This is a genomic window from Peribacillus acanthi (assembly GCF_003073175.1).
In the GTDB taxonomy this organism is placed as follows: domain Bacteria; phylum Bacillota; class Bacilli; order Bacillales; family DSM-1321; genus Bacillus_BN; species Bacillus_BN acanthi.
In genome coordinates this window covers 1-22,239 of record NZ_QBBX01000017.1, presented here as the reverse complement: position 1 = coordinate 22,239, position 22,239 = coordinate 1, and the positions used below count along the sequence as shown (strand labels likewise).

The window sequence follows — 22,239 nt, the reverse complement described above, 5'->3', positions numbered from 1 at the left end:
GGACAGGAGGGAGTATTGTGAAACTGGCAGAAAATATGCTGTTTAAATACGGAAGTGGAAAAGTAATTAGGGTTCTTTATATTAATCCGTTTACTTCTATTATATACGTCATTGATATGGACAGTAACAGATGGTCTTATCCGATACCAAAAGATGACTTTCTTACAGCTTACCAAAATAAAGAAATGATTGAAGAAAATGATGATATTTATTGCCGAGCTGTTCCAGAGGAAGAATTGAATGAACTTGAGAAGCAAAAAAGAGACCAGGCTTGGGAGATAGTAACTTTTTTCAAAAGTAAGTTATCCGATGATGAACACATGTTTATTAGTAAGTATCGTCAAAAAGCGATGAAGGAGACTATGGTTGTTTTCAGTATTAGTTACAACGGATTGAAGAATATCCTAATAAAGTATTTTAAGGGCAGTCAAACCAAATGCAGTTTGTTACCAAGCTACTTCAGAAGCGGAGCAAGGGGGAAGGAACGAAAAGCAGGAAATAAAAAGCGTGGTCGTCCTCGGAAAAATGGAGAAAATGCAGGAGTCAATATTGATGAAAATATTAAGAAGGTCTTTAAAATTGGATTGAACCGATATTACTATAATACTCGGAAAAACAGCCTGAAAACTACTTATGAGCTAATTTTGAAAGACTTTTTTGTAAAAGAAGTAATTGATGAAAATGGAGTTAAGATACCTGTTCTAAATAATGTGAAGGATTTACCAACCTATGAACAGTTCCTTTACTGGTTTAGAAAGTCACTAAATGATGGTAAACGAGAAATTATTAAAAGAGAAGGAACACGAGTGTACCAACAAAATTATAGAGCAATTATCGGGAGTTCAACACAAGATGCTGAATTAGGGCCAGGAACACTTTTCCAAATTGATTCTACAATTTTCGACTGTCACCTCGTATCATCATTTAATAGAGACATAATTGTGTCACGCCCAATTCTCTTTTTAATTATGGATGTGTATTCACGCCTTATCGTTGGGTTCAATATAACTTTTGAATCACTTAACTCATATTCTGGAGCAATGGTAGCTCTTGCAAATAGCATGACATCCAAAAAAGAACTTTGCAAAAAGTATGGCATCGAAATTGAAGATAATGAGTTTCCATTCTGTGTCCCCAATAGGATTCTTTCGGACAGGGGAGAGCTTGTTAATGGATACATCAACGGTTCTATCCAAAACTTAGGGATTATTATACAGCAGACTCCAGCCTATCACGCAGATTATAAAGGCATCATTGAACAGGCGTTCAACCAAACTAATATCAAGATATTACCCTTTGTTGATGGTGCTGTTATTGGAGGGAATAGTAAAAGGGAGCGTGGTGAAGGATTGGATTATAGGTTGAAATCATCGATGACGATTGAAGATTTCACTAAGGTTATTATCAAAAGTATTTTGTTTCATAATAACCACCATGTACTATCAGATTATATTTTAGAAGAATCAATGATTGAGAATAATGTTGAAAAAATTCCTATCAGATTATGGGAGCATGGACTTAAATACAAAAAAGGTCAGTTGAGAATATTGCCAGAAGAGGTTATTAAAACAAGTCTACTTCCCTCACAGTCGGGACTAATAACTCCAAAAGGGTTGTCTTTCAAGAAAATGCTCTACGCTTCAAAGTACGCTTTGGAAAACAATTGGTTTCAAATGGCAAGAATTAAAGGGAACTGGAAAGTAAAGGTTTGTTACAATCCTACAGATTTGACTGATGTTCTTGTGTTTGACGAGTATGGAGATGGACCGTTTAAATTTAGTCTTTTAGAGCATTTATCCATGTATTCAGGTAAAGGTGAATCCGAGATTGAGCAGATAAAAAATTTTGAGAGAGAACTTGAAAGAACGGGAAAGGAAAGGGAACTGCAAGAAAAAATGAAACTTTTCACGGAGATAGAAGACATCGTAAAAGAGGCAAGAGAAAAAACGGAGGCAGAAAAAGACTATAGCAAAAGCAATTCCCAAAGGCTTAAAGGAATTAAGGAAAATCAAAAAAATGAGCGATTGCTACATCGTGAAAAGGCAAAAAAGGAAAGAGAAATGGAAGTAATCCTTGATGAATCTATAGAGGAAGAAGACGAGTTTGCTATGTTCAGAGATTGGGAGGAGAGTAATGATGATGAATAAAATTTATTTGGATAATGGAATGGAGGCTGTTGAGGCTTCTTATAATGAATTTCCACTTGAAGAATATAACAATAATCCGTTCATTCAAACACTTCCACCACTGATGGATAAGCAAACGATTATTAAGAAATTAATGTTGCCCATACCTTTCAAGGAAGAAGAAAGAAATTTGGATAGTTCATATAGACTACATATGGTTTATAGGCTTTATAAATTGTTCCAGACGCTACCAATTCATATTGACATCTGGAATATGGTATTTTCATTGATTTATCAGGGGTATGTGGCTCGAAATCCTTTTGATGCCGATTATAGGAGATATGTAAATCAAACAGGTAAACAAATTATTAACCGTACCTTTGATATCAATACGAGAACGAATTTTAGAACTACAGCAAGTTGTGCCACATTAATAGGTTACAGTGGTATGGGTAAGTCTTCCAGTACCAACCGTATTCTTAGCCAGATACCACAGGTAATTGTTCATAACCGATATAATGGTCAGCATTTTAATCAGATTCAGTTAACTCATTTAACTTTACAAACTCCACATAACTCCAGCTTGAAGTCTTTAACCTTGCAATTTTTTATGAAAGTGGATGAATTACTTGGAACTAATACATTCCAGAAGCATGTATCTCGTAACCTATCAACTGATGCTATGCTACCTTTAATGGGGCAAGTTGCTCAGAATTTGGGAATTGGGTTGTTATGCCTCGATGAAATTCAGCATATCCAACCAAGAGGATTACAGCAAATGATGAATTACTTTGTTACATTAATGAATTCTTTTGGTGTTCCTATTCTTTTCATCGGTACTCCAGCTTCTTACGCAATATTCCAGCAGGAGTTTCGCATATCAAGACGAGTATCGGGCAACGGCCAAATTTTGTGGAATAATATGGGCGATAATAAGGAGTTTCGCTTCTTTTTGGAATCAATATGGAAATATCAGTGGAATCGTAAAGTTATTCCTTTAACAGAGGAGATGGTAAAGGTGTTCTATGAAGAGACACAAGGGATTTCCGATTTAATTTTAAAATTATTTATTAACGTGCAAAAAGAATGTATCACCAATGGTAAAGAAGAGTTCACAGTAGGTATGATTAAGAAGGTGGCAAAAGAGCAATTTAAATTAATGAAACCCATGATTGAAGCAATAAAATCTAAAAATCCTTATAAAATTGCACAATTTGAGGATTTAAGAAGACTTGAACTTACCGATACTTCTGTATTAAGAAAAGAGATATCAACGTCAACAATAGAGAAAGTCAGTAAGGTTCAACAAGACACAAAAGAGATTCCGAAAGCAACCATAGCCTCAATAGAACCAAAAGTAAAACAAGTTTTAGATTATACAGAAGATGATATAAGGGGATTGTGGAAAGTAGCGAGTAAAAGTGAGAAAAGTATTTATCAACTATTAGTGGATAATGAATATGTGGATGACATGAGTTTCTGGCAAGAAGAAGGTAGTATAAAATGTTGAATTTCATGCCCGTATTGTTTCAAGATGAATTATTAGTTTCAATTTTTTCCCGTTATAAAAATATGTGTGGGATGATAAGCAAACAGGCATTTGAAAAGGATTTATTTAATGGGTTAGAGGGAAGAAAGTCAGTTTGGTTGCCACAAAATCTAAGTGCATTTGTAACTAATCTTCCTCCAAATTCAAAGATAACGGTTGAGGAACTGATACAGAATCATACAATGTATCCATATTACACTGCTTTTATATCAAATGAAAAATCTAATTCAATATTTAATTGTATGACGAGAAAAAGCGGAAAAGCAATCGAAAGTATGGTTGGATTAGGTGGGAGCAAAGTAAAGCCGAGCAATGTATTGAGATACTGTCCCTTATGTTTTCAAATTGATATGGAACGATATGGTGAAAGTTGTTGGCGTAGACTTCCACAAATTCCAGGTGCTATATATTGTCCAATCCATGAAGTTCTTTATAAAGATAGCAATGTTTTAATAACAGAAAGTAGAAATGCCTATATATGTGCGGATGAAGATGTATGTAATTCTGAATTGGCGGAAGATGTGTACACAACTGATTTCAAAGAACTTAATTTAAGGTACATGGAAAATGCCTCTTATTTGTTATTTCATAATCAGAACAGGCTTGATTTGTCCTTTATTATCCAGTTTTATATTGATAGGTTGAGAGAGAAACAAATAGCTTCAAATATTGGTAGTCTCTACATAGATAGGTTGTTAGAGGCTTTTATGCAATACTATCCTTCAGATTATTTAGAGCTTATGCAAAGTGAAGTGAATTTGGAACAGAAAGCCAATTGGTTAAGGTTATTTGTCAGAAGCAATAACAAAAATAGAAGTCCACTGCGACACCTTCTTTTCCTGCAGTTTCTAAACGTTGATGTTCAAACACTATTTAATACTGATAATGTGATTGGTAAGCGTTCCATAACAATAAATCGTAGCCCTTTATTTTCTATTGAAGAAAGGCGTAAATCGTGGTTGAAGCTCATTGAAGAGAATCCAGGTGCGAACAGGAGTCAATTAAAGGAAATTAGCAAGGGGCTTCACACTTGGATTTGTGCTCACGATTGGAACTGGTATGACGAAGTAACTCCTAAAGTTACAAAAAGAAAGAGCAGGATTGGAATGGTGGATTGGGAGAAAAGAGATGAAGAATATCTACAACTGGCTCGACAAGCGGTGCAAACGATTCTAAAGGCAGAGGGCAAACCAATAAGAATTACTCCAAGGAGTATCAGATATGCAGTTGGTATTAAGCGAAGTTTCCATCACCCAAAACTCGTTAAAACTGGACAATATCTAAAGGAAGTAACCGAAGATATACAGAGTTATCGGATTAGAAAGATAAAATGGGCGATAAATGAAATGATAAAGAATGGACAAAGGTTGACTGTATATAAAATTCAATTATATGCAGGATTTGGAGAGGGAAATAAGGAAATAAAAAGGGAGATAGAAAGATTATTAGAAAAGGAAGGAAGATTATTATAACCTTATTTTGGGGAAAATGATATAATGAAGTCTACAAGAATAGAATCTCCAAGCGGTTCACCGAGAAGACCACCTTACTGGACAAGGGTGGTCTTTCTTACTTTATATAATAACTGTTTGAGAGGGGAAGAAAAACGGTTGAAGAAATGGAGTATCAGTGTTGTAATTTTTATTGCGATTTCATCTTGGACTTTATTTTACTCCAAAATATACTATCCTTCTTTGCCAATAGATTCGGTATCTAAACGAGAGGTTGTTCAAAAAGCGAATAAATCAGATGAAAGTATTGTATATCTGACAAAAGAAAATGGCTACGAATGGTACATATCAAAAATGAATCAAGGAGAAGTATATGAGCAATTAAAACAGATGATGGAAGAGAAGGGTTGGAAATATAAACAACAAATGGGTGCTGGATTCATTTTTCAAAAGCAAAGTAAAGAATTAATTGTTGAAAGCGAAATGTGGACAGGAAGATATGTGATATTTCAAATCCCAATCAGTGAATAAATTAAAAACTTAGAAACATTCTGTTAGATTTAAACGTATATAAACAAAAGGGAAAATAAACAGGAGTGGTTTAAAGATGGGTGAGAATTACCTTTCGCAAGAAGAAGTTGATAGGCTTTTAGAAACGAAATGTGAGCAGGTGTATAGAGAGCCGACACAAGAAGAGATGGAACAAATTTTACATAACTTGAACACTTTACGTTCTGTGCATATGGAAGCACAACGAACAGAAATCGTGGAGGAGTTAAACAGGCTCATTAGCCATATGGATGAGATGGATATTCGAGTGGAAGATAAAGGAGAAAAGAAACATGTGAGTATTAGTGGGAGAACGGATAATGAATATCATAACTCATTTTTCCTTACATTGTTTTGAGTTTTTACATATATGAATGAAAGTTATGGAGGGATATTTGTGTTCAAAATAACACCTAAATGTTCAATTTGCGAAAAAGAAATTAAAGGAAATGAGGTGGTTTTTGTAAAGATGCGGTATCCAGAAAGAAAAGGAATGACGGAAATAAAAGCATATCTACAAAATGAAGGGGAACTAATTTGCGAAGATTGCATTAATAAAAGGGATGACAAATAGCAAAAATTCAACCAATGCCGAACAGAATGAGGGAAAGTGAACCCTCTTTTTTTGCGTGAAAAATTGAAGAAATGGATAAACAAAGCAATATATGTCAAAAAAATTAGTTTTCTCTTTGTTATCTTATTTGTAAGGAGGTTCATGTAATGAGCTATAGTTCTATCATACAGAAAACGATTGAGTATATAGAGGTGAACTTACATGAAGAGCTATCTTTAGAAAGTGTTGCTCAGTTTGCTGGATTTTCAAAATATCATTTTTTTCGTGTTTTTCAAAAAGAGGTTGGTATAACTGCATCTGAATATATCCGTTATAGAAGAATTGCTAACTCAGCTAACATGTTACTTTATACGGATGAAAAGATAATAGATATCGCTCTCTATTATCGCTTTGAAACGCAAGAATCATTTACTCGTTCATTTAAGAAATATTACAATTTACCGCCAGGACAATACCGTAAAATGATAGGCAAATTAACTTTACAAAGGGAGGAAATCGTGTTGAAAAATGAACAGCTATTAAAAGGATGGAAGTTAAGTGGGAGTCATCCGTTTAATTATCAGATGGGAATTGATAGAGAAAACGCTCATAAAGGGAGGGCATCTGGATTCCTAAAATCTGTTACTGCCCAATCTCAAGGTGAGTTTGCAACAATGATGCAGGAATTTAAAGCCGAGAAGTATCTTGGCAAACGATTAAAGCTCTCTGGATTTTTAAAATCTAAAGGGGTTGATGGATTTTGTGGATTTTGGATGCGAGTCGATGATGCACTACATGATGTATTGCAATTCGATAATATGGGTGACCGCCCAATTACAGGGAATAATGAATGGAATCATTATCATATTGTTTTAGATGTACCTGAAAACAGTGCAGTCATTGCTTTTGGTGTTTTACTTTCGGGGAAAGGGCAGGTATGGATTGATGAACTTAAATTTGAGGAAGTAGATAAACAAACACCAACGACCAACATTGATTTTTCTGCCGACCTTTTAGACGAACCTACCAACTTATCTTTTGAAGAATGGGAGTAGATAATATGATGAATTTTCTAATGGCTTTAATGAAAAGTTTTTTACATCTTGGCGGTATTAATATGGCACTTATTCTTTGTTTGGTAGCTGGAATACTTTATGTAGTTAATAGAGAGAAGAAAGGAAGACATAATTTTTAGACGTTATTTATAAATTACAGCCTGTATGTGCTTGGAAATTGTTAAAAATACAGGCTGAGTGTAATTCAGTTGCGATTCATTCACTGATAAGATTATCCTACTTATTAAGTAAATGATGCAATAATCTTTCTTTATCGTCAAAAAACTGCTTCATGATATGATAATGGTTCGTTTCTTCAAGAGTGGTTTCTTTAGCCCCTTCCTCTGTAAGTTCGATAATCTTAGCATTTGGATACGACATGATGATGGGAGAGTGGGTAGCAATAATAAATTGCGAATTTTGACGGACTAATTCATGAATGTGGGCTAACATGGATAGTTGTCTAAGAGGGGATAGGGCGGCCTCTGGTTCATCTAATAGATAAATGCCATTTCCCCCAAAACGATTGATAAATGTTGCCCAAAAGGATTCCCCATGCGACTGCTCATGAAGCGACACTCCCCCAAAGGAATCAATCACTCGTGGTCCTGGAGCAGGTTCACTGTCTAATGCTTCGATGTTGGAAGCCACATTATAAAAAGTCTCTGCCCGTAGAAAAAATCCATCTCTTGGTTTTTGGAATCCCCTTATTAATTTTATATACTTTTCCAATGGAGAATGAGAATCATAGGTTGAAAAGTTAAAATTGAAAGTACCACCCTCGGGATTAAATCCAGTATTAATCGCAATGGCTTCTAATAACGTTGATTTGCCCATCCCATTTTCGCCAACAAAATAAGTGACATTTGGATGAAAGGATAGTTCATCCAAAGTCTTTATGCTTGGTAAACGAAAGGGGTAGTTCTCAAATGAAGCTATGCTGTCACGTTCCAGTCTTAAACCCCTTAAATATTGATGTTCATTTGAATTTTCCACAAGAAATACCTCCGTATTTATGTTTTTGTTTCCTTTTTAAAGCAGTTCATAAATGGCTTTCTTAATACCAAATAATAACATAGAATGGATTTAGACTTATTTAAAAATTCATTTTCTGTGGTAAATTGCTGATAATCATAGTATTTGAGTTTATAGGTGAATATAGGGAGAGTGGCATAGTGGAAATAGAAAAGTTGAAAAAATCCATTGAAGAACTGCCTGAAGGCGAAGCAAAGTCACTACTATTTCATATTTTATTCCGATTGAATCTTGTAAAAGAAACGGATTATTCAGAGACGAATTTTATAAATGACGTGGAAAGCATATACGAAACGGTGTTCAAATTATCAAAGGAACGGTCGGAAGCGAAGGAGGAAGAGACTTTTCAAAAGGTACATATTCTCTTTGGGCTTTCTGGTGCAGGGTCACTAAAATATGCTTTAAAGAAAATGGGCCTATCTAAGAGGGAAAAGGTTATTTCCTTTTGGGATATATTCTCGATTGGTCCTATTGAACGACTACATGAAAGTGATGGGCAAGAAGCAAGATTTCAATGGATGAAAAATGTGATGAATGACGAAGATGACGATTTTCAAGATTATCAACAGGGGTTTTATAACACTGTCAATCAAATAAATTCTGTTCCTGACAATGTGCCAATTACGCTATGGGTAGCTGATAACACTCATGAACAGACAGGACTACGATATGTTCTATATTTATTGCGGAATAAAACGAATGAAATCAAGGTGATTAATGCAACAAAGGCATATGCTGAACATTTTAATCGACCAGATATTCAATATACTATTCTACAAACAGGAGAAATGTCCCCAGAGCAATTGCAAGTTATCTACGAGAAAGACCAATCAAAATCATTATCAGAGTACGAGAGAAAGGAACTTGAGGAAGAATGGATGGCTCTTGCCGATTCCAAGGAAACCTTGCGTATCTGGAGAAATGAAGAGATAAAGAGCGTTAGAGAAGCCTTTTACGACCAATATATGATAAATATGGCGAAAAAACTTCAGATTGACCGAGAAAGAGTACAAGAACCTGAACCTTTTATGAAATCTGCAAGACTAATAGGAGAAGTGATAGGGCATTTAGACCAATATATGGGGGATGCATTCTTTGAGTATCGGCTAAGAAAGCTGATAGAAAAGGGTGTTTTTGAGATGGAAGGTAATTTGAAGGCTATGAGATATTACAGTGTGAGATTGAAACGCTAATGGTTGGCTGAAGAATATAATTTATTTTTGGAGATTCTATCCAAAAAGGTATTTAAATGAAGGTAGAAAGGTGACTCTAAGCATGAATAAGAAGACAAGAATAAAAAGAGGAGACTTATTAAATCGAGATGATATATGGAACATTGTTAGTGATGTGCTGATTGAATTTGGCTACTCATCAGAAAATAAAATAGCATATGAAGCATTTATTGTTCTTCAATACTATTCGGAAATGGAAAGTGGAGGTCATGAAAGTTTATTAAGGTGGAATTCAGACCATATAGAGGAAGTAGGAATCACTCGATATTTGGAAGAACTAATCGATGTTCTTGAAAAAATAGATGCTCATGAGTATGCCGAGATTGAAAAAACATATGGCGAGGAAATGTGGAGATTGTACATTGCTTTGGAAAATAATGAAATAGATGAAAATAAGTTTTATAGCGTTATCGAAAAAGCGAACGGAGAATATTATAACCTCAATGAAAAATTGAGAGAATTAATCGAAACCTACTTTGTAATGATACACACCGATTTAATTAAAGTTGTTGATGATTAATTCTTTTATTGAAGCAGTGAAAAAAGTTTGTACATAAACTAAATTTATAAATTACATTATGAACTTAAAGGTGCAAAATGAAAAATTACACTGAATATCTACCAAGAGATAAGCATGACTCCGAAAGAGTAAACCAATTAAAGAACCTAAGTAGAAAAGAACTCGTTCCTTTGTTACCAGGTCTTATGGAATGGATTCAGGACATGAACTGGCCGATAGCAGAGGAAGTTTCAGAACTACTATTGACTTGTCCAGATGAAATTGTACCACTGATTAAAGAGGTTTTAGCCACTAATGATGACGTTTGGAAGTATTGGTGTTTAATAATTTTGGTGAAAAGATTGCCAGAGGATTTAAGAATGCAATTTAAAAGGGATTTAATAAGACTTGCTGAAAGTCCGACAGCAGGAGAAAAGTTAGAAGAACTTGATGAAATTGCACTGGAGATTGTACAGATGTTTGAATGAATATTAGGGAGCTTATAAATGGAGAAAACGAATGTAAAGGTTTATTTTTCAGCGAAGGCAGATGAATTTTCTATTGAACATTTTACAAATGTATTAGGAATCAAGCCGACAAGGACATATAAAAAAGGTGAAGCTATTAAAAGACCACCTAATCCTAATGTGATTTCGAGAGGAACGCATTATCGGCAATATACAAGTTGGGAGTTAGGTACAGATTACGAGCAGTCTTATGATATTAGTGAACAATTAGATTTCGTTTTGAATCAATTGGAGGGGAAGGAAGAAGAGTTAAATCAGTTAAGGGAAAATGATGAGTTAGCTTATAGATTTACCATAGTTATTCAGATAGAAAATAATGAAAAACCAGCTATGTATTTAGATAGGAGATTTATTCATTTTGCCGATTCCATAGGGGCAGATGTGGATTTTGACCTTTATGTTTATAGCTGATGGAGACGTAAGACTACAAAATAATGAAAGAGCAGGGAAGAACTATCACCCTGCTCATTAAACGATTAAAATTCCCCTTCGCTAAAGTAATCATATAATTGACTGTTTAAGCGTTCCAATTGAATGTTTTGTGAATGAGGAAATCCATCTTTTTTCGTCTTTTGGGAACACATCCAACACGAGCAATGCACTTTTCCCTTTGCAAAATATCCAGTAAAACGAGATTGCCATCCAGTTTGTTCTGCAATCTTTGTTTTACGTTGAATCACTCTGTTTCGATGGTGACGATAATAGGCACGACTACGACTTTTTTGATACGATTTCATTTGCCATCACACTCCTTGGGAAATGGCTTAGCCTGTAAAAGTCCCCCAAAGAAAAATTAGACCCCTACAGGCAGAGCCTGATGGCAAGAAATGTGGTGAGAAGGTCCAAGGTAATCACCTCTTGTAGATGTTTTCCTTTAATTATACAGCAAATAGATTATTTGAATATCTTATCAATCTGTTCTCGGTCATAGTCTAAAATCCAATCATTTAGTTCTTCATAAAGTGAATGTAAATCTTCTTTTTTTGAGGCGATAACGTCACAGCCTCGGTCATCATATAGGTGGTAAATCATTTTCTTTGTAACATTTATAAAATAAATGTCAATACCAGGGCGGTAGAATCCTTTTAGAATTTGGGATGGATGTGGAAAATCCTCATAACTAATAGCAGTTAAGAGCGGTTTATAACGAATGTTGCTCTTTTCACAGGACAGAGCAAATCGGTGCGTGACCATTTCTTCGTAATCTTCACCGTCTTCATCTTCTAAGAAAACACTTGGTAACACCCTATGTTGCAGTTTTCGCCTTAATTCCTTGTCTTTTATATATTTTTGATAGACCTTTGTTGGTCTCTTTTGTAAAAAGGTATCGTTCTTCTCACAATGAATGTCAGTGACCAGTAACATTTCATCGGTATCATGAAAAACTTTATTGAATATGCCATTAATTCTTTCTTCGATTTGCTGAAGATTGTCCTTATCTTCATGTTGTATCCAGGGCATAGAAATTTCAAAACGGATACCGTATTCCCATGAATAAAATAGGGGCGGTCTTAGAGTAAGGTTGTCAAAATGCTCTTTCATAAATCGGGATAAAAAGTTTATCATATTGTTCCTCCAAATAATATTTGGTTAATAATTGCGTACTTTGTAAAAATAGGATTTGAGGTAATATTGGTTCAGGAGGTGTCTATAAATGTCAGATGTAAAATTGTTCACAGCTATTTATATTCCAGAAACACCGTTTATAAATGGGGGATTAAAGCCTAAAAGTACAAAGAAAAATAATTTTGATTTGCTGGAAAGCGAAAAAATAGCGGATACTCTTTATCATTTTATTTATAAAAAGGAAGAAATACAAATACACAGCTATTATTATATTGGGGATTTAGAAGATGCCTTGGAAAGATATTTATTTGTGGAGAACAATCATTTATATGATGACTTTGTTTCACAGTTTTGGGGTGGTGGACAAAGGTATTGGGAAAGTGGTATGGACACCTATTTAGATATTTATAGCCCCGAAACCGTACTTGAACAGCTAAATCAAGCATATAAGAATCGTTTTTATGAAGAGGATGAACCGACCCCTTTGTGCCATATATTTGGACAACAGATGTGGCATAGTAATGCCTATCTTATTGCCAATCGAACAGCTTTAATCGAACTTAAAGAAGCAATTGATGTTGCATTAAAGCATAAAGAAGTAAGGTTAGGGTTATCCCCTTCAGATGGTGAGGGTTACGATTTATTTATTAAATGTGTTGAGGATGATTTTGAATGGGAAGAGTTAGAAATGCCATATCACGATAGAGATTGTTATGTACCTGATGAAACGGTAGGGATTCCACCACAAAAGGCATTTAAGCAGTATAAACGTCATTTGCGTTAAAAAAGGTTAATCTGAATAAAGGGAGAGATTAGATTGAAGCGTGAAAAGTGTCCTTGTTGTGGCTTTCCAACAATCGAAGAACGTAGAATATTTGACATATGCGAACTTTGTCATTGGGAAGACGATGGACAAGACGACCCAAATGCGGATGAAGTGTGGGGAGGACCAAATGGTGATTATTCCCTTACAGAAGCAAGAAGGAATTTTAAAGAACACCTCATTATGTATCAAGATAGGAGAAATACAGAAAAACAAGCCGATAAAGAGGTTAAAGTAAAAAAATCTTTAATAAGTATGTTTGTTGAATTAGACAAGTGCAAACCTGATTCGTCAGAATATGAGGCACTTTGGAGGATAATAAAGTCATACGAAAAAATTTTAATGGAGATTTCTTATGAAACATACGGTTAGCAAGTTGATTATATAAAAAGTGGGTGTCATGTTGGAAAATATGTTGGATTTAGTATCTTTACTAAGAATGAAAAAAGTAAGCGTGATAGAAATACCTAAGTGGGGGACATATCTGCGAAAGCAATGGGAAGATAACTTTGTCAATCATCTTAGTGATACAGAAAAGAAATCTATTTATCTTTATGATGAAGATGGTTGTTGTGGCTACCTATGGCATGTATTTAGTTATGAAAGAAGGAAGTATTTAAAGGAGGAACAAGCTGATATAGCATTTAACGAACAATCAAAACAATCTTGCTATGTTTTTTATCAGCATACGGATGATGCTTTTATACTTGAAAATGCGTCATCTTTAACAGCCGAGGAATTTATAAATGAAGAAGATGTTTACGTAGTAGATAAAGAGTTTAATTGGACTTATGTAAAAACTCATGAAACAGGCTGGTGCGGTCCATATTTCAGTCGAAAAGACAAAACAAACTAAGCTATATGGATTGATTAGCAGTCAATCGTGATGACATTGATAGTTAAAATTGACGGATATTATCACCAAGTTCTAATTAAAGGGAAAAGGTGTTCAAAACAGGAACTTATGAAAAAGTACATAAATTCCAAAACTCTTACTTCAGATATTTTAGACCTTCCAGCTATATTTTGCCGAATTAACTGCTTTGACCAACTTGCCTATGAAGAAGATTCAGAGGTTGATTTTGTGATTGATACCGATACCGATAGAATATATAAACCGTCTTATTAAGTGGGCAACTCTGCTCACTTTGATGATAGAGGAGAGGAAATAGCTTGAAGGTTATATTTTCGATATTAACAATTTTATGTGTTGCAATCGCTTTAATAGGTTGCCAATTACAACAAGGAGAAACAATGGTTCTTTTAGATGAAAAAATATCAGAAATTAAAATTTCAGAGTCGAATGAAACAGGAGAAATGAATGAGGAGATTATTCTATCAATTAAAGATGATGAATCATTAGATGTTTTTGAAAAGGCGATTACGACTGCTGTCAAACAACCAGGGGAGGTTAAGATATCTGAACCTGATTACGATGTAATGGTGGAATACGAGGCGGAAGAAGGGGGACTGCCTACACATGGAATTCATTTATGGTTAGGAAAGGAAAATGAGAAGAGTACGTTTATGTATATTACCGATGATTCTATTTATCTTACATCCCCACAAATGACAAAGGAGTTAAGAAGGTTGATACTATCGAAATGATTAACGTAACAGGAAATAATGTGGAAGGTGCGGAGAAAAGGAAATGGATTTGAATGATATTGAAAGACAACTGGTACTGATAAATGAGAAATTGCAGAAACCGTTCCCCTATAGAGATACAGATAAAATCCAAGAAGATTACAGTAATGCTTTTTCCAAGTTATCTGATGATGATAACTGGTTGACAGCGGATTTTAATACTTATTGCATGAACATCGCTGGGTCTTTAAGTTATGTTTTAATAGGGAAATCAAATAAAATTCCAAAAGGTCAAATAGAAATGTTGAGGTTTTCATTCTTTGAGTTCTTTAAACAATATAGATTTTTTGAAGATAACATAACTCAATATGATGGATTTTACCAAGAATATATGGATTTTGAAAAGGCAAGAAAATTGCTGTTGCAATATTTATCTACATATATGAAATGAGTTGTGGGATTAAAATGCTTTATACTCCCTAATCCCTTTAATCCTATTCCCTGCAATAACTATGTAACCCCATAATAAACTCTTGTGGGACATAATAAACCCCTGTCAAAATCAAAACAAAGTTCTGATATGCCTGTGGAAAACGTGTGGATAAAGGCAGGAAGAAAAGAAAGAATAAGAAGGGTGGGAACAAGAACCCCATCCTTTTTGCCTGAATAAAAAAGAGAAGAAAAAGCCTGATAAGCCCTTTCCTATCAATGCTCGAATAAAAGTGTGAGGGGTTCTTACGAACCCCAAAAGGCTAAAAAAGAGTGAGAAAAAGCAGGAGAAAAAGGCAGGAAGAAAAGCAAGAAATCGCAGAACATTATTATCATAAATAATAAAGTTGTGGCAGAAGAAAGTGAGAAGAAAATTGAGAAAATGCCTGATTCGTGGAGAACTCTATTTTAACTGTTTGAAAATTCTTAAAATATGAACGTAGGAATGACAAGGGTTTGTGGAAAATGGGTGTAGCAGGACATTATTATTACTGAACAGCAATAAGTAGGTAAATTATTTTCAATAAGGGGTCCTGTTACTATCCAGTAATGGGGCTTTTTATTTTAAAAATCAAGATACCCGCCCAAGCCAATTTTTTTTGAAACACATATAGGTAATTATCATGTTTTCACCTGGAGGCCTATATGATGAAGGAGCCGGATCGATCTATTCAATTTTATCCCCAACCTTATATTTATCCACAGCAACAACCCCATCCTAATTTTTATGAATCTTATTTTTATCCCCAACCTCCTCCTTATCAACAGTTCTATCAACAAAGTCAAGATAAGAAGCGAGATCCGGATTTTAATCACGAGAAAAGTAGTAAAGGATCATACGAAATACTATTTCACTGGAATCGTTTAAATTGGAACTTTCAGGACTCTGTTATGAAGAAACAATTCGAAGCAAATCAATACTGGAAAAAAGCGATGCCAGGCAATTTGAAAGTAGATCAAAAAGGGAATTATTATATTTCAGTTCCTCGATGGGCGAAGGGGATACCTTCCACATTAAACCGAATCGTGTTGGTAAATGGAAAACCATTATTAGAGCCCTTTCCGAGTTGGGATTGGAATAAAGTAGGGAATGTAAAAGTTCTTCAATCAGTCTTAGGGTATGAAATTGATGAGTTAAACCGAATGTGGATTCTCGATCAAGGAAAGGTTGCCTATGCTCCTTCTTTAGATGGTTCACAAAAGTTGGTGCTAATCGATTTAAATACAAACATGATGATTGACTCCATAAAAATCCCAGATGAGATTGCATCCTACAGAACATCCTTTTTAAATGACTTGGTTGTGGATAATAAGAATGGTTTCGTTTATATAACCGATTCAGGGAATGGTTGGCCAGATCATCCGGTTGTTGGAGGAATCATTGTTTACAATATGAAAACTAAAACTTTTAGGAGAGTTTTAGATAGACATTTTAGTACACAGGATTTCCCTGGGTTTATTTTTGAAATTGACAACAAACCAGTCTTTAAGAATAAACCTATTAAAATTGGTTGTGACGGTATCGCATTGTCATCCGACCGTAACACTCTGTACTATACGCCTATTACGGGACGTAATTTATATAGTGTAGATACCTCCTATTTAAGAGATTACAATCATTCACTTGCAGAAATCGAAGGAGCGGTTCAAGCGATAGGAAGCAAAGGGACAACAACAGACGGTATGCATGCTGATAACAAAGGAAATGTTTTTTATACGATGTTAGAAGGAAAAGGTGTGGGAATATATAACCCACATAAAAATAACTTTAAGAAATTTGTTTCGGAAGATCGGATGCTATGGGTAGATGGAGTAGCATTTGACCAAAAAGGTTCGATCATCTTCAATAACAATCGACTCCATCAAATGTTTGGTAATGAGGAGGATATCGATTGGGACTATCCATACAATCTGATTATCTGGAAAGCTTTTGTTGGTGAAGACATCAAGTCATATTTATATGCAGAATAAATCCGAGGGGTTAAGAGGTTTGTCTTTATGAAGGCTTCTTAAGTCCTTTTTTCAATGGTGGTAGAGCGGAACTATGCTCATGGTAATTATCATGATTTAATATGAAACTTTACCTATGGAATTACTATCGTTCTGCTTCGTTCACCACGCCTTTAATGTGTTTGAATTTGCAAACACTAAGCCACATATCCTTGATAGAGTAGAGAGCGAGAACACTGGATATTTTCGCTAAAAAACAGTAAGAAATGTTCATCAGGCACATATAATCTATTAAATGCCAAAATAGCTCCTCAAAAATTTAATCAATCGTTTGATTAAATAATTTCTTCTTTCACTGTATTCTTAATTTCATTAAAATGAATATAAACAATTTTCAGAAAATAGGTGTGATGAGGAGGATTAAAGATTTGAATTCATTTCCTTATCCCTTTAAGGGTGATGTATATCGGTATTCCAATAATTCAACGCTATTAAAAGTGCCTAAAAGTATTGATATTACGGATACCTACGTGGACGAAATAAAACTTAAACGGGACCTGCTAACCAAATATCCGAAACGTTGCTTCCAATCTCAGTCTCATTCGATAAAAGGACAATGGGAGATTCTAGAGCTAATAATAGATCATCTTACAACCTATTATCCAACTGAGTTTTTGATAGATAAGTATGGTGACGATTGGGTTTTCCGCAATAAAATCCTAGACGAAAAACATCATTTTACATTTGGCGATGTAGACACTCTTCCATGTGAGCCATTGGATTTTATCGGAAGGCATGTACAAGAAGATTTACTATTCATGATGCAACGAGATGGTGATTTATTTTTGGATGCAGGTCAGTTATGTTTTCCTGCCAATTGGTCGCTTGCGTTTAATCTAGGGATGAATTTTAAAGAAATTCATCATCCAATCCCGGGATTTAAAGAAGAATCTTTAGACAATCGAATAAACAATTTCCTTCTAAGATTAGAAGCGGGAAACCCTTGGGGGAGAAAAAATTGGTCATTAATGGCGGGAAGTCGACTCGATACGTCACTAGAAACGTTTGATCAATGGGGCCAGGACCGAAAGAAAGTAACAAAAGAAAACGCAGGAGACGTTGTCCATTTACGTGTAGAAGATCAGAAATTATTCCGTCTGCCTGGATCAAATGGAATCTTATTTACCATCCATACTCATTTAATATCTTTAGATGAATTTACAACCAAACGAGAGTGGCTCGTACAATTTTATCAGATTCTCCAAGAACTACCTGAATATATAACGGATTATAAAGGACTTTCCTTATTTAAAAAACAGGTGTTAGATTACTTAAAGGAAAGACATCAGGAAATTAGGTGAAAAAAGTGAGAGATTTCCTTCAAGAACCAACTTTCATTCCTGGAAAACGAAAATATTTATTTATTGGAGATCGAAGGGGAATGGAGATTTTTAAAAAAATAATTGGAATAGTGCAAGAAACAAAGCTTGCTTATGAAATGAGATTACTAGAAGAGTCTGAGAACATATCCGATTGGTTGAGTCAGCAAAAAATGGGGAGCTTTCTCTATGTTGCTGCTCCATTTGAGACACTTAAAACGATTGGTCATTTGGTACAAACTATTGGATTTACCGATGAAGAAGCGCAGTACATAGCCCATGGGGTTGAAAAGAGAAATGTGTTTTGTTGCCGGTGTCATGGTATTACGGAGATTGAAATACAAGTTCAACCAGAAATTATATGTCTTCATTGTGATTTACTAATGTCGATTTCAGATCATTATTCTCCTATACTAGATGCCTATTTAGGGTATGTAGCTAAACTTTAAACAAAGGTGGAAAACCGATGTATAAAGAAGAAACCATTCCAGTTAAAGTTCATTCAGTTTTCAAAGAGAATCAATTTGTAAAACGATTTACACTTGTTCCGGTTAATCGTACCAACCTCCCTTCTTTTTCTGGTGGAGCACACATTACGACTTATATGAATAGGCTTCAAAGGTCATATTCTTTAACGAGTCATCCGAAGCAGACGAGTAGCTACCAAATTGCGATTCGTTTAAGCGACGATTCAAAAGGTGGTTCAATCTATTGGCATAACCATGTGAAAGCAGGAGACACGTTAGCGATTAGCTATCCAAAAAATCATTTCCCACTCAGCTTTCAAGCAAAGCACCATGTGTTTTATGCAGCGGGTATTGGAATTACCCCCTATTTATCCATGATGTCTGAATTGAAAGAAAGAGGAGGCTCTTTTGAACTTCACTATGCTTCTAAAACTAGAGAACTTTGTGCCTTCTACCATTTTTTAAATAAAGAATATCCAGGTCAATGTTATTATTATTTTTCACAAGAAGAAGCTTCCAAACGATTAACAGTGACCTCCCTTCTTCAACATCCAATCGGAACCCATGTGTATTTTTGTGGACCAGAATCCTTTATCACTAAATTTTCTGAATCAGCAAGGAATATAGGATATCCATGCTCAAGTATTCATGTGGAGCGTTTTAGTCCTGTAAGGCCGTTACATCCTAAACCCTTTCAAGTGCAACTATACAATGGAACGATAGTAGAGGTTGATCAAGATAAGACATTGTTGGAAGCGCTTATTGAAGCTGGGATTAATGCACCTTACTCCTGTCGTGTAGGGTGCTGTGGAACTTGTGAACTAAAGGTGGTTGAAGGAGAAATTGATCACTATGATTCTTTTTATGATGAAGAGGAACGAAACTGTCAAAATAGGATCTTAACATGTGTTTCAAGGGCTAAATCTAATAGGTTGGTAGTTGATATAAAGTAGTCTTAAGGCAGTCATTTGACTGTCTTTATTTTTTTTGTGGTCTAACATATATTAGTATTATAGTAATAAAATACATATATGGTAAAAAATTCAATTTAAAGGATGCCGTTTATGAAAAAATTAATATTTTTACTAGTTGTTTCTACTTTTCTAGCATTAAGTGGTTGCTCTTCTTCTGAAACTACATCCACCAAGAAAAATCAAGAAATGAAAGAGGAGAAAGTGTCGAAAGAAGATAGCCTTAAGGTTTATTTTGAACCTATGATTAAAGCGGTGGAAGAGAATGATATCAATCGATTTCTTGAATTCCAAAACGAGAACAATCCATTATTTTATAAAGAACAAGTGCGTTGGATGGAGGAAGCTATAAATAGAAAAAAAGTAGGCTGGAAGATATCAGTTGAGGTTGGAGAAATAAAACTGAAATCAAATAATCTAGGGAGCTTGGAGATGAAGGTTTCTTTGCAGTACCAAGACTATAAAGTATTTGATAATTTCGTAACCTATTCCATTATTCAATCAAATGAAAAGTGGAAAATCAATGATTTATTCTTCAAGGAAATGTCTGAAGGTCCCCTCCATGTCTACTATTTAGATGGTATGGATGAGAATCAAGTTTCTCAAATATTAAAGGAAGCTTCTGATGTTATCCAATTATATAAAGAACAGTTTGGATGGAATCCGCAGGATGTTCACGTTAAGCTGTATGATCGGATGGAGCACATTTCAGCTACTATACCTACGAGCATTCTAAATGGATGGAACGAGACGGGAGAATCTCTGAAAATCCTCATTGATACAACGAATAGTGACTCTTCAGTCCTTCAACTTCTTGCCCATGAACTGAGTCATAAAATGCTATCTGATTTTTCTAATGATAATGTATCGTTATTCCTTCAGGAAGGATTAGCGAAGGTATTGGAGAATTCTATTCAAAGAGAGTCAGATGGGAAACTGAGCATTAACCCTGGCTACTCCCTAGAAACTGAGAATCATTATTTATTGAATATTAAAGAGTTTATCCCTATTAATGAGATAAATTACTTAGATTATAAGGATGTTCATGAACTCTATGGCTATGGCTTCTTAGTTACAAAATACTTAGTAGAAACATACGGATTTGAATCATTCATGAAATATGCCAAAAATCTAATGGAGTATGATTATATTGATTTAAGGACCGAACACAAGCTTGAAACTATTGCGGAACGATCAACTAAGTCCTTGGAGAAAGTATATGGGCCGATCGATCAGTTATCTAAAGAGTACAAAGCTTTTTATGAGCAAAAATAGATAGGGGGCTCACCATGCAATTAAGGAAACCGAGTGCGTTAAAGAAAGGTGATAAAGTAGCGACAGTCAGCCTCTCATGGGGGGGAGCAGGAGACGAGGATCTCCTGTGGAGATATCAAATGGGAAAAAAGAGATTAGAGGAACAATTCGGTCTACAGGTTGTAGAAATGCCTCATACTCTTTGTGGATCGAAATTCATCTATGAATATCCTGAAAAAAGGGCAGAGGATTTAATGAATGCATTTGCTGATCCTTCGATAAAAGGGATTTTTGCTTGTATTGGTGGTTACGAAAGTGTAAGGATGTTACCCTATATAGATTATGGTGCGATCCGAAATAACCCGAAAATATTTATAGGATATTCTGACACAACAGTATCACATATGATATGCAGAAAGGCTGGGGTAGCCAGCTTTTATGGACCATCCATCCTGGCTGAATTTGCTGAAAATGTAGAGATATTTGATTATACATCTCATTGGGTAGATAAAGTCCTTTTTAATACTGAAGCAATTGGTGAAGTTCCACCTTCCCCTATTTGGACGAGTGAGTTTATTCCATGGGAAGAAAAAAATAAAGGACGAAAAAGGAAAACGGAAGAGAATAATGGCTATGAAGTGTTACAGGGAGAAGGGGTCCATCGCGGAGAGTTGATTGGAGGCTGTATCGAAGTACTAGAAATGCTAAAAGGCACAGAAGTTTGGCCTCCCCACAATGAATGGGAAGGAAAGTTACTATTCTTCGAAACCTCTGAGGACAAACCTACTCCTGAATATTTAGGGTATTGGCTAAGGAATTATGGATCTCAAGGAATCTTGCAACGAGTGAATGGATTATTATTTGGCAAGCCGTACGATAATCAATACTATGATGAATACAAAGAAATGATCGTAAGAGTCGTTCGAGATGAATTGAAGCTTACTAATCTTCCAATCTTCTATAATATGAGCTTCGGACATACGTCCCCTATGATGATTATGCCTTATGGAGTAATGGCGGAATTGGATTGTGAAGGGAAGACGTTTAGGATTTTAGAGTCAGGAGTCGTATAAGATAAAAGGCAACCAGCACACTGAACTGCCCCCTGTAAAGTAGACATTGAAAATAATAAAAATGATTTAAGCGGCTTTAGCTCTATATTCCATAGGGCTAAGGC

At 35.1% G+C, this 22,239-nt stretch carries 25 protein-coding genes; 22 read left to right on the top strand and 3 right to left on the bottom strand.

Annotation, left to right across the window (positions count from 1 at the left end; translation table 11 throughout):
- Positions 1 to 17: 17 nt before the first annotated feature.
- The 6 genes from DBX25_RS15795 to DBX25_RS15765 all read left to right on the top strand — a co-directional run bounded on the left by DBX25_RS15795 (position 18) and on the right by DBX25_RS15765 (position 7,283).
- Complete coding sequence (locus DBX25_RS15795) at positions 18 to 2,147, top strand: Mu transposase C-terminal domain-containing protein (RefSeq protein WP_108671760.1); 2,130 nt, start codon at positions 18 to 20, stop codon at positions 2,145 to 2,147.
- Positions 2,134 to 3,636 carry an ATP-binding protein gene (locus DBX25_RS15790; protein WP_108671759.1) on the top strand — a complete coding sequence of 501 codons (1,503 nt, stop codon included), beginning with the start codon at positions 2,134 to 2,136 and terminating at the stop codon, positions 3,634 to 3,636. The genes DBX25_RS15795 and DBX25_RS15790 overlap by 14 nt, the downstream gene beginning before the upstream one ends.
- On the top strand, positions 3,630 to 5,147 hold the full coding sequence (locus DBX25_RS15785; RefSeq protein WP_108671758.1) for a TnsD family Tn7-like transposition protein: 1,518 nt from the start codon (positions 3,630 to 3,632) through the stop codon (positions 5,145 to 5,147). Before DBX25_RS15790 ends, DBX25_RS15785 begins: the two co-directional genes overlap by 7 nt.
- 24 nt (positions 5,148 to 5,171) lie before the next feature.
- A complete protein-coding gene (locus DBX25_RS15780; protein ID WP_157950990.1) occupies positions 5,172 to 5,657 on the top strand; it encodes a hypothetical protein in 486 nt (161 codons plus the stop codon).
- A 76-nt stretch (positions 5,658 to 5,733) separates the two neighbouring features.
- Positions 5,734 to 6,033, top strand: a complete 300-nt coding sequence (locus DBX25_RS15775) for a hypothetical protein (protein ID WP_108671756.1) — start codon at positions 5,734 to 5,736, stop codon at positions 6,031 to 6,033.
- A gap of 362 nt (positions 6,034 to 6,395) precedes the next feature.
- The gene (locus DBX25_RS15765; protein WP_108671754.1) at positions 6,396 to 7,283 is read left to right on the top strand and encodes a helix-turn-helix transcriptional regulator; all 888 of its coding nucleotides are present in this window, start codon (positions 6,396 to 6,398) and stop codon (positions 7,281 to 7,283) included.
- Between the two features lie 237 nt (positions 7,284 to 7,520).
- On the opposite strand, the gene DBX25_RS15760 is transcribed toward DBX25_RS15765, so the two are convergent.
- Positions 7,521 to 8,279 carry an AAA family ATPase gene (locus DBX25_RS15760; protein ID WP_108671753.1) on the bottom strand — a complete coding sequence of 253 codons (759 nt, stop codon included), beginning with the start codon at positions 8,277 to 8,279 and terminating at the stop codon, positions 7,521 to 7,523.
- A gap of 179 nt (positions 8,280 to 8,458) precedes the next feature.
- Between DBX25_RS15760 and DBX25_RS15755 the strand changes: the two genes are divergently transcribed.
- From DBX25_RS15755 to DBX25_RS15740, 4 genes are all read left to right on the top strand, one after another.
- Positions 8,459 to 9,511, top strand: coding sequence for a DUF1835 domain-containing protein (locus tag DBX25_RS15755; RefSeq protein ID WP_108671752.1), 1,053 nt, complete (start codon positions 8,459 to 8,461; stop codon positions 9,509 to 9,511).
- A gap of 82 nt (positions 9,512 to 9,593) precedes the next feature.
- Positions 9,594 to 10,070, top strand: coding sequence for a DMP19 family protein (locus DBX25_RS15750; RefSeq protein ID WP_108671751.1), 477 nt, complete (start codon positions 9,594 to 9,596; stop codon positions 10,068 to 10,070).
- Positions 10,071 to 10,147: 77 nt separating this feature from the next.
- A complete protein-coding gene (locus DBX25_RS15745; protein ID WP_108671750.1) occupies positions 10,148 to 10,537 on the top strand; it encodes a DUF5071 domain-containing protein in 390 nt (129 codons plus the stop codon).
- An 18-nt stretch (positions 10,538 to 10,555) separates the two neighbouring features.
- Positions 10,556 to 10,987 (top strand): DUF4279 domain-containing protein, encoded by a 432-nt coding sequence (locus tag DBX25_RS15740; RefSeq protein ID WP_108671749.1) that lies wholly within the window; start codon positions 10,556 to 10,558, stop codon positions 10,985 to 10,987.
- Positions 10,988 to 11,052: 65 nt separating this feature from the next.
- Here the strand turns inward: DBX25_RS15740 and DBX25_RS15735 are convergent, their stop codons facing one another.
- Positions 11,053 to 11,313 (bottom strand): hypothetical protein, encoded by a 261-nt coding sequence (locus tag DBX25_RS15735; protein WP_240620356.1) that lies wholly within the window; start codon positions 11,311 to 11,313, stop codon positions 11,053 to 11,055.
- 157 nt (positions 11,314 to 11,470) lie between these two features.
- Positions 11,471 to 12,142: a DUF3885 domain-containing protein gene (locus DBX25_RS15730; protein ID WP_108671748.1), complete on the bottom strand. Its 672-nt coding sequence runs from the start codon at positions 12,140 to 12,142 to the stop codon at positions 11,471 to 11,473.
- Between the two features lie 88 nt (positions 12,143 to 12,230).
- Here DBX25_RS15730 and DBX25_RS15725 point away from each other — a divergent pair, with 88 nt between their 5' ends.
- The 12 genes from DBX25_RS15725 to DBX25_RS15670 all read left to right on the top strand — a co-directional run bounded on the left by DBX25_RS15725 (position 12,231) and on the right by DBX25_RS15670 (position 22,135).
- Positions 12,231 to 12,926, top strand: a complete 696-nt coding sequence (locus tag DBX25_RS15725) for a hypothetical protein (RefSeq protein WP_108671747.1) — start codon at positions 12,231 to 12,233, stop codon at positions 12,924 to 12,926.
- Between the two features lie 33 nt (positions 12,927 to 12,959).
- Positions 12,960 to 13,337, top strand: a complete 378-nt coding sequence (locus DBX25_RS15720; RefSeq protein ID WP_205685255.1) for a CPCC family cysteine-rich protein — start codon at positions 12,960 to 12,962, stop codon at positions 13,335 to 13,337.
- 43 nt (positions 13,338 to 13,380) lie between these two features.
- Entirely contained in the window at positions 13,381 to 13,821 is a 441-nt protein-coding gene (locus DBX25_RS15715) for a DUF4275 family protein (protein WP_115509731.1), read from the top strand.
- Positions 13,822 to 13,851: 30 nt separating this feature from the next.
- Entirely contained in the window at positions 13,852 to 14,094 is a 243-nt protein-coding gene (locus tag DBX25_RS15710) for a hypothetical protein (RefSeq protein ID WP_108671745.1), read from the top strand.
- Between the two features lie 44 nt (positions 14,095 to 14,138).
- Positions 14,139 to 14,573 carry a YhfM domain-containing protein gene (locus tag DBX25_RS15705; protein WP_108671744.1) on the top strand — a complete coding sequence of 145 codons (435 nt, stop codon included), beginning with the start codon at positions 14,139 to 14,141 and terminating at the stop codon, positions 14,571 to 14,573.
- A 43-nt stretch (positions 14,574 to 14,616) separates the two neighbouring features.
- Positions 14,617 to 15,003: a YxiJ family protein gene (locus DBX25_RS15700; protein ID WP_016202198.1), complete on the top strand. Its 387-nt coding sequence runs from the start codon at positions 14,617 to 14,619 to the stop codon at positions 15,001 to 15,003.
- A gap of 683 nt (positions 15,004 to 15,686) precedes the next feature.
- Complete coding sequence (locus DBX25_RS15695; protein ID WP_420812960.1) at positions 15,687 to 17,012, top strand: L-dopachrome tautomerase-related protein; 1,326 nt, start codon at positions 15,687 to 15,689, stop codon at positions 17,010 to 17,012.
- Between the two features lie 407 nt (positions 17,013 to 17,419).
- The gene (locus tag DBX25_RS15690) at positions 17,420 to 18,352 is read left to right on the top strand and encodes a heme-dependent oxidative N-demethylase family protein (RefSeq protein WP_240620354.1); all 933 of its coding nucleotides are present in this window, start codon (positions 17,420 to 17,422) and stop codon (positions 18,350 to 18,352) included.
- A complete protein-coding gene (locus DBX25_RS15685; protein ID WP_157950989.1) occupies positions 18,349 to 18,819 on the top strand; it encodes a dimethylamine monooxygenase subunit DmmA family protein in 471 nt (156 codons plus the stop codon). The genes DBX25_RS15690 and DBX25_RS15685 overlap by 4 nt, the downstream gene beginning before the upstream one ends.
- Positions 18,820 to 18,836: 17 nt before the next feature.
- Positions 18,837 to 19,790 carry a PDR/VanB family oxidoreductase gene (locus DBX25_RS15680; protein ID WP_108671740.1) on the top strand — a complete coding sequence of 318 codons (954 nt, stop codon included), beginning with the start codon at positions 18,837 to 18,839 and terminating at the stop codon, positions 19,788 to 19,790.
- A gap of 111 nt (positions 19,791 to 19,901) precedes the next feature.
- Positions 19,902 to 21,083, top strand: a complete 1,182-nt coding sequence (locus DBX25_RS15675; RefSeq protein WP_108671739.1) for a hypothetical protein — start codon at positions 19,902 to 19,904, stop codon at positions 21,081 to 21,083.
- A gap of 14 nt (positions 21,084 to 21,097) precedes the next feature.
- Entirely contained in the window at positions 21,098 to 22,135 is a 1,038-nt protein-coding gene (locus DBX25_RS15670) for a S66 family peptidase (RefSeq protein ID WP_108671738.1), read from the top strand.
- The last annotated feature ends 104 nt before the right edge of the window (positions 22,136 to 22,239 follow it).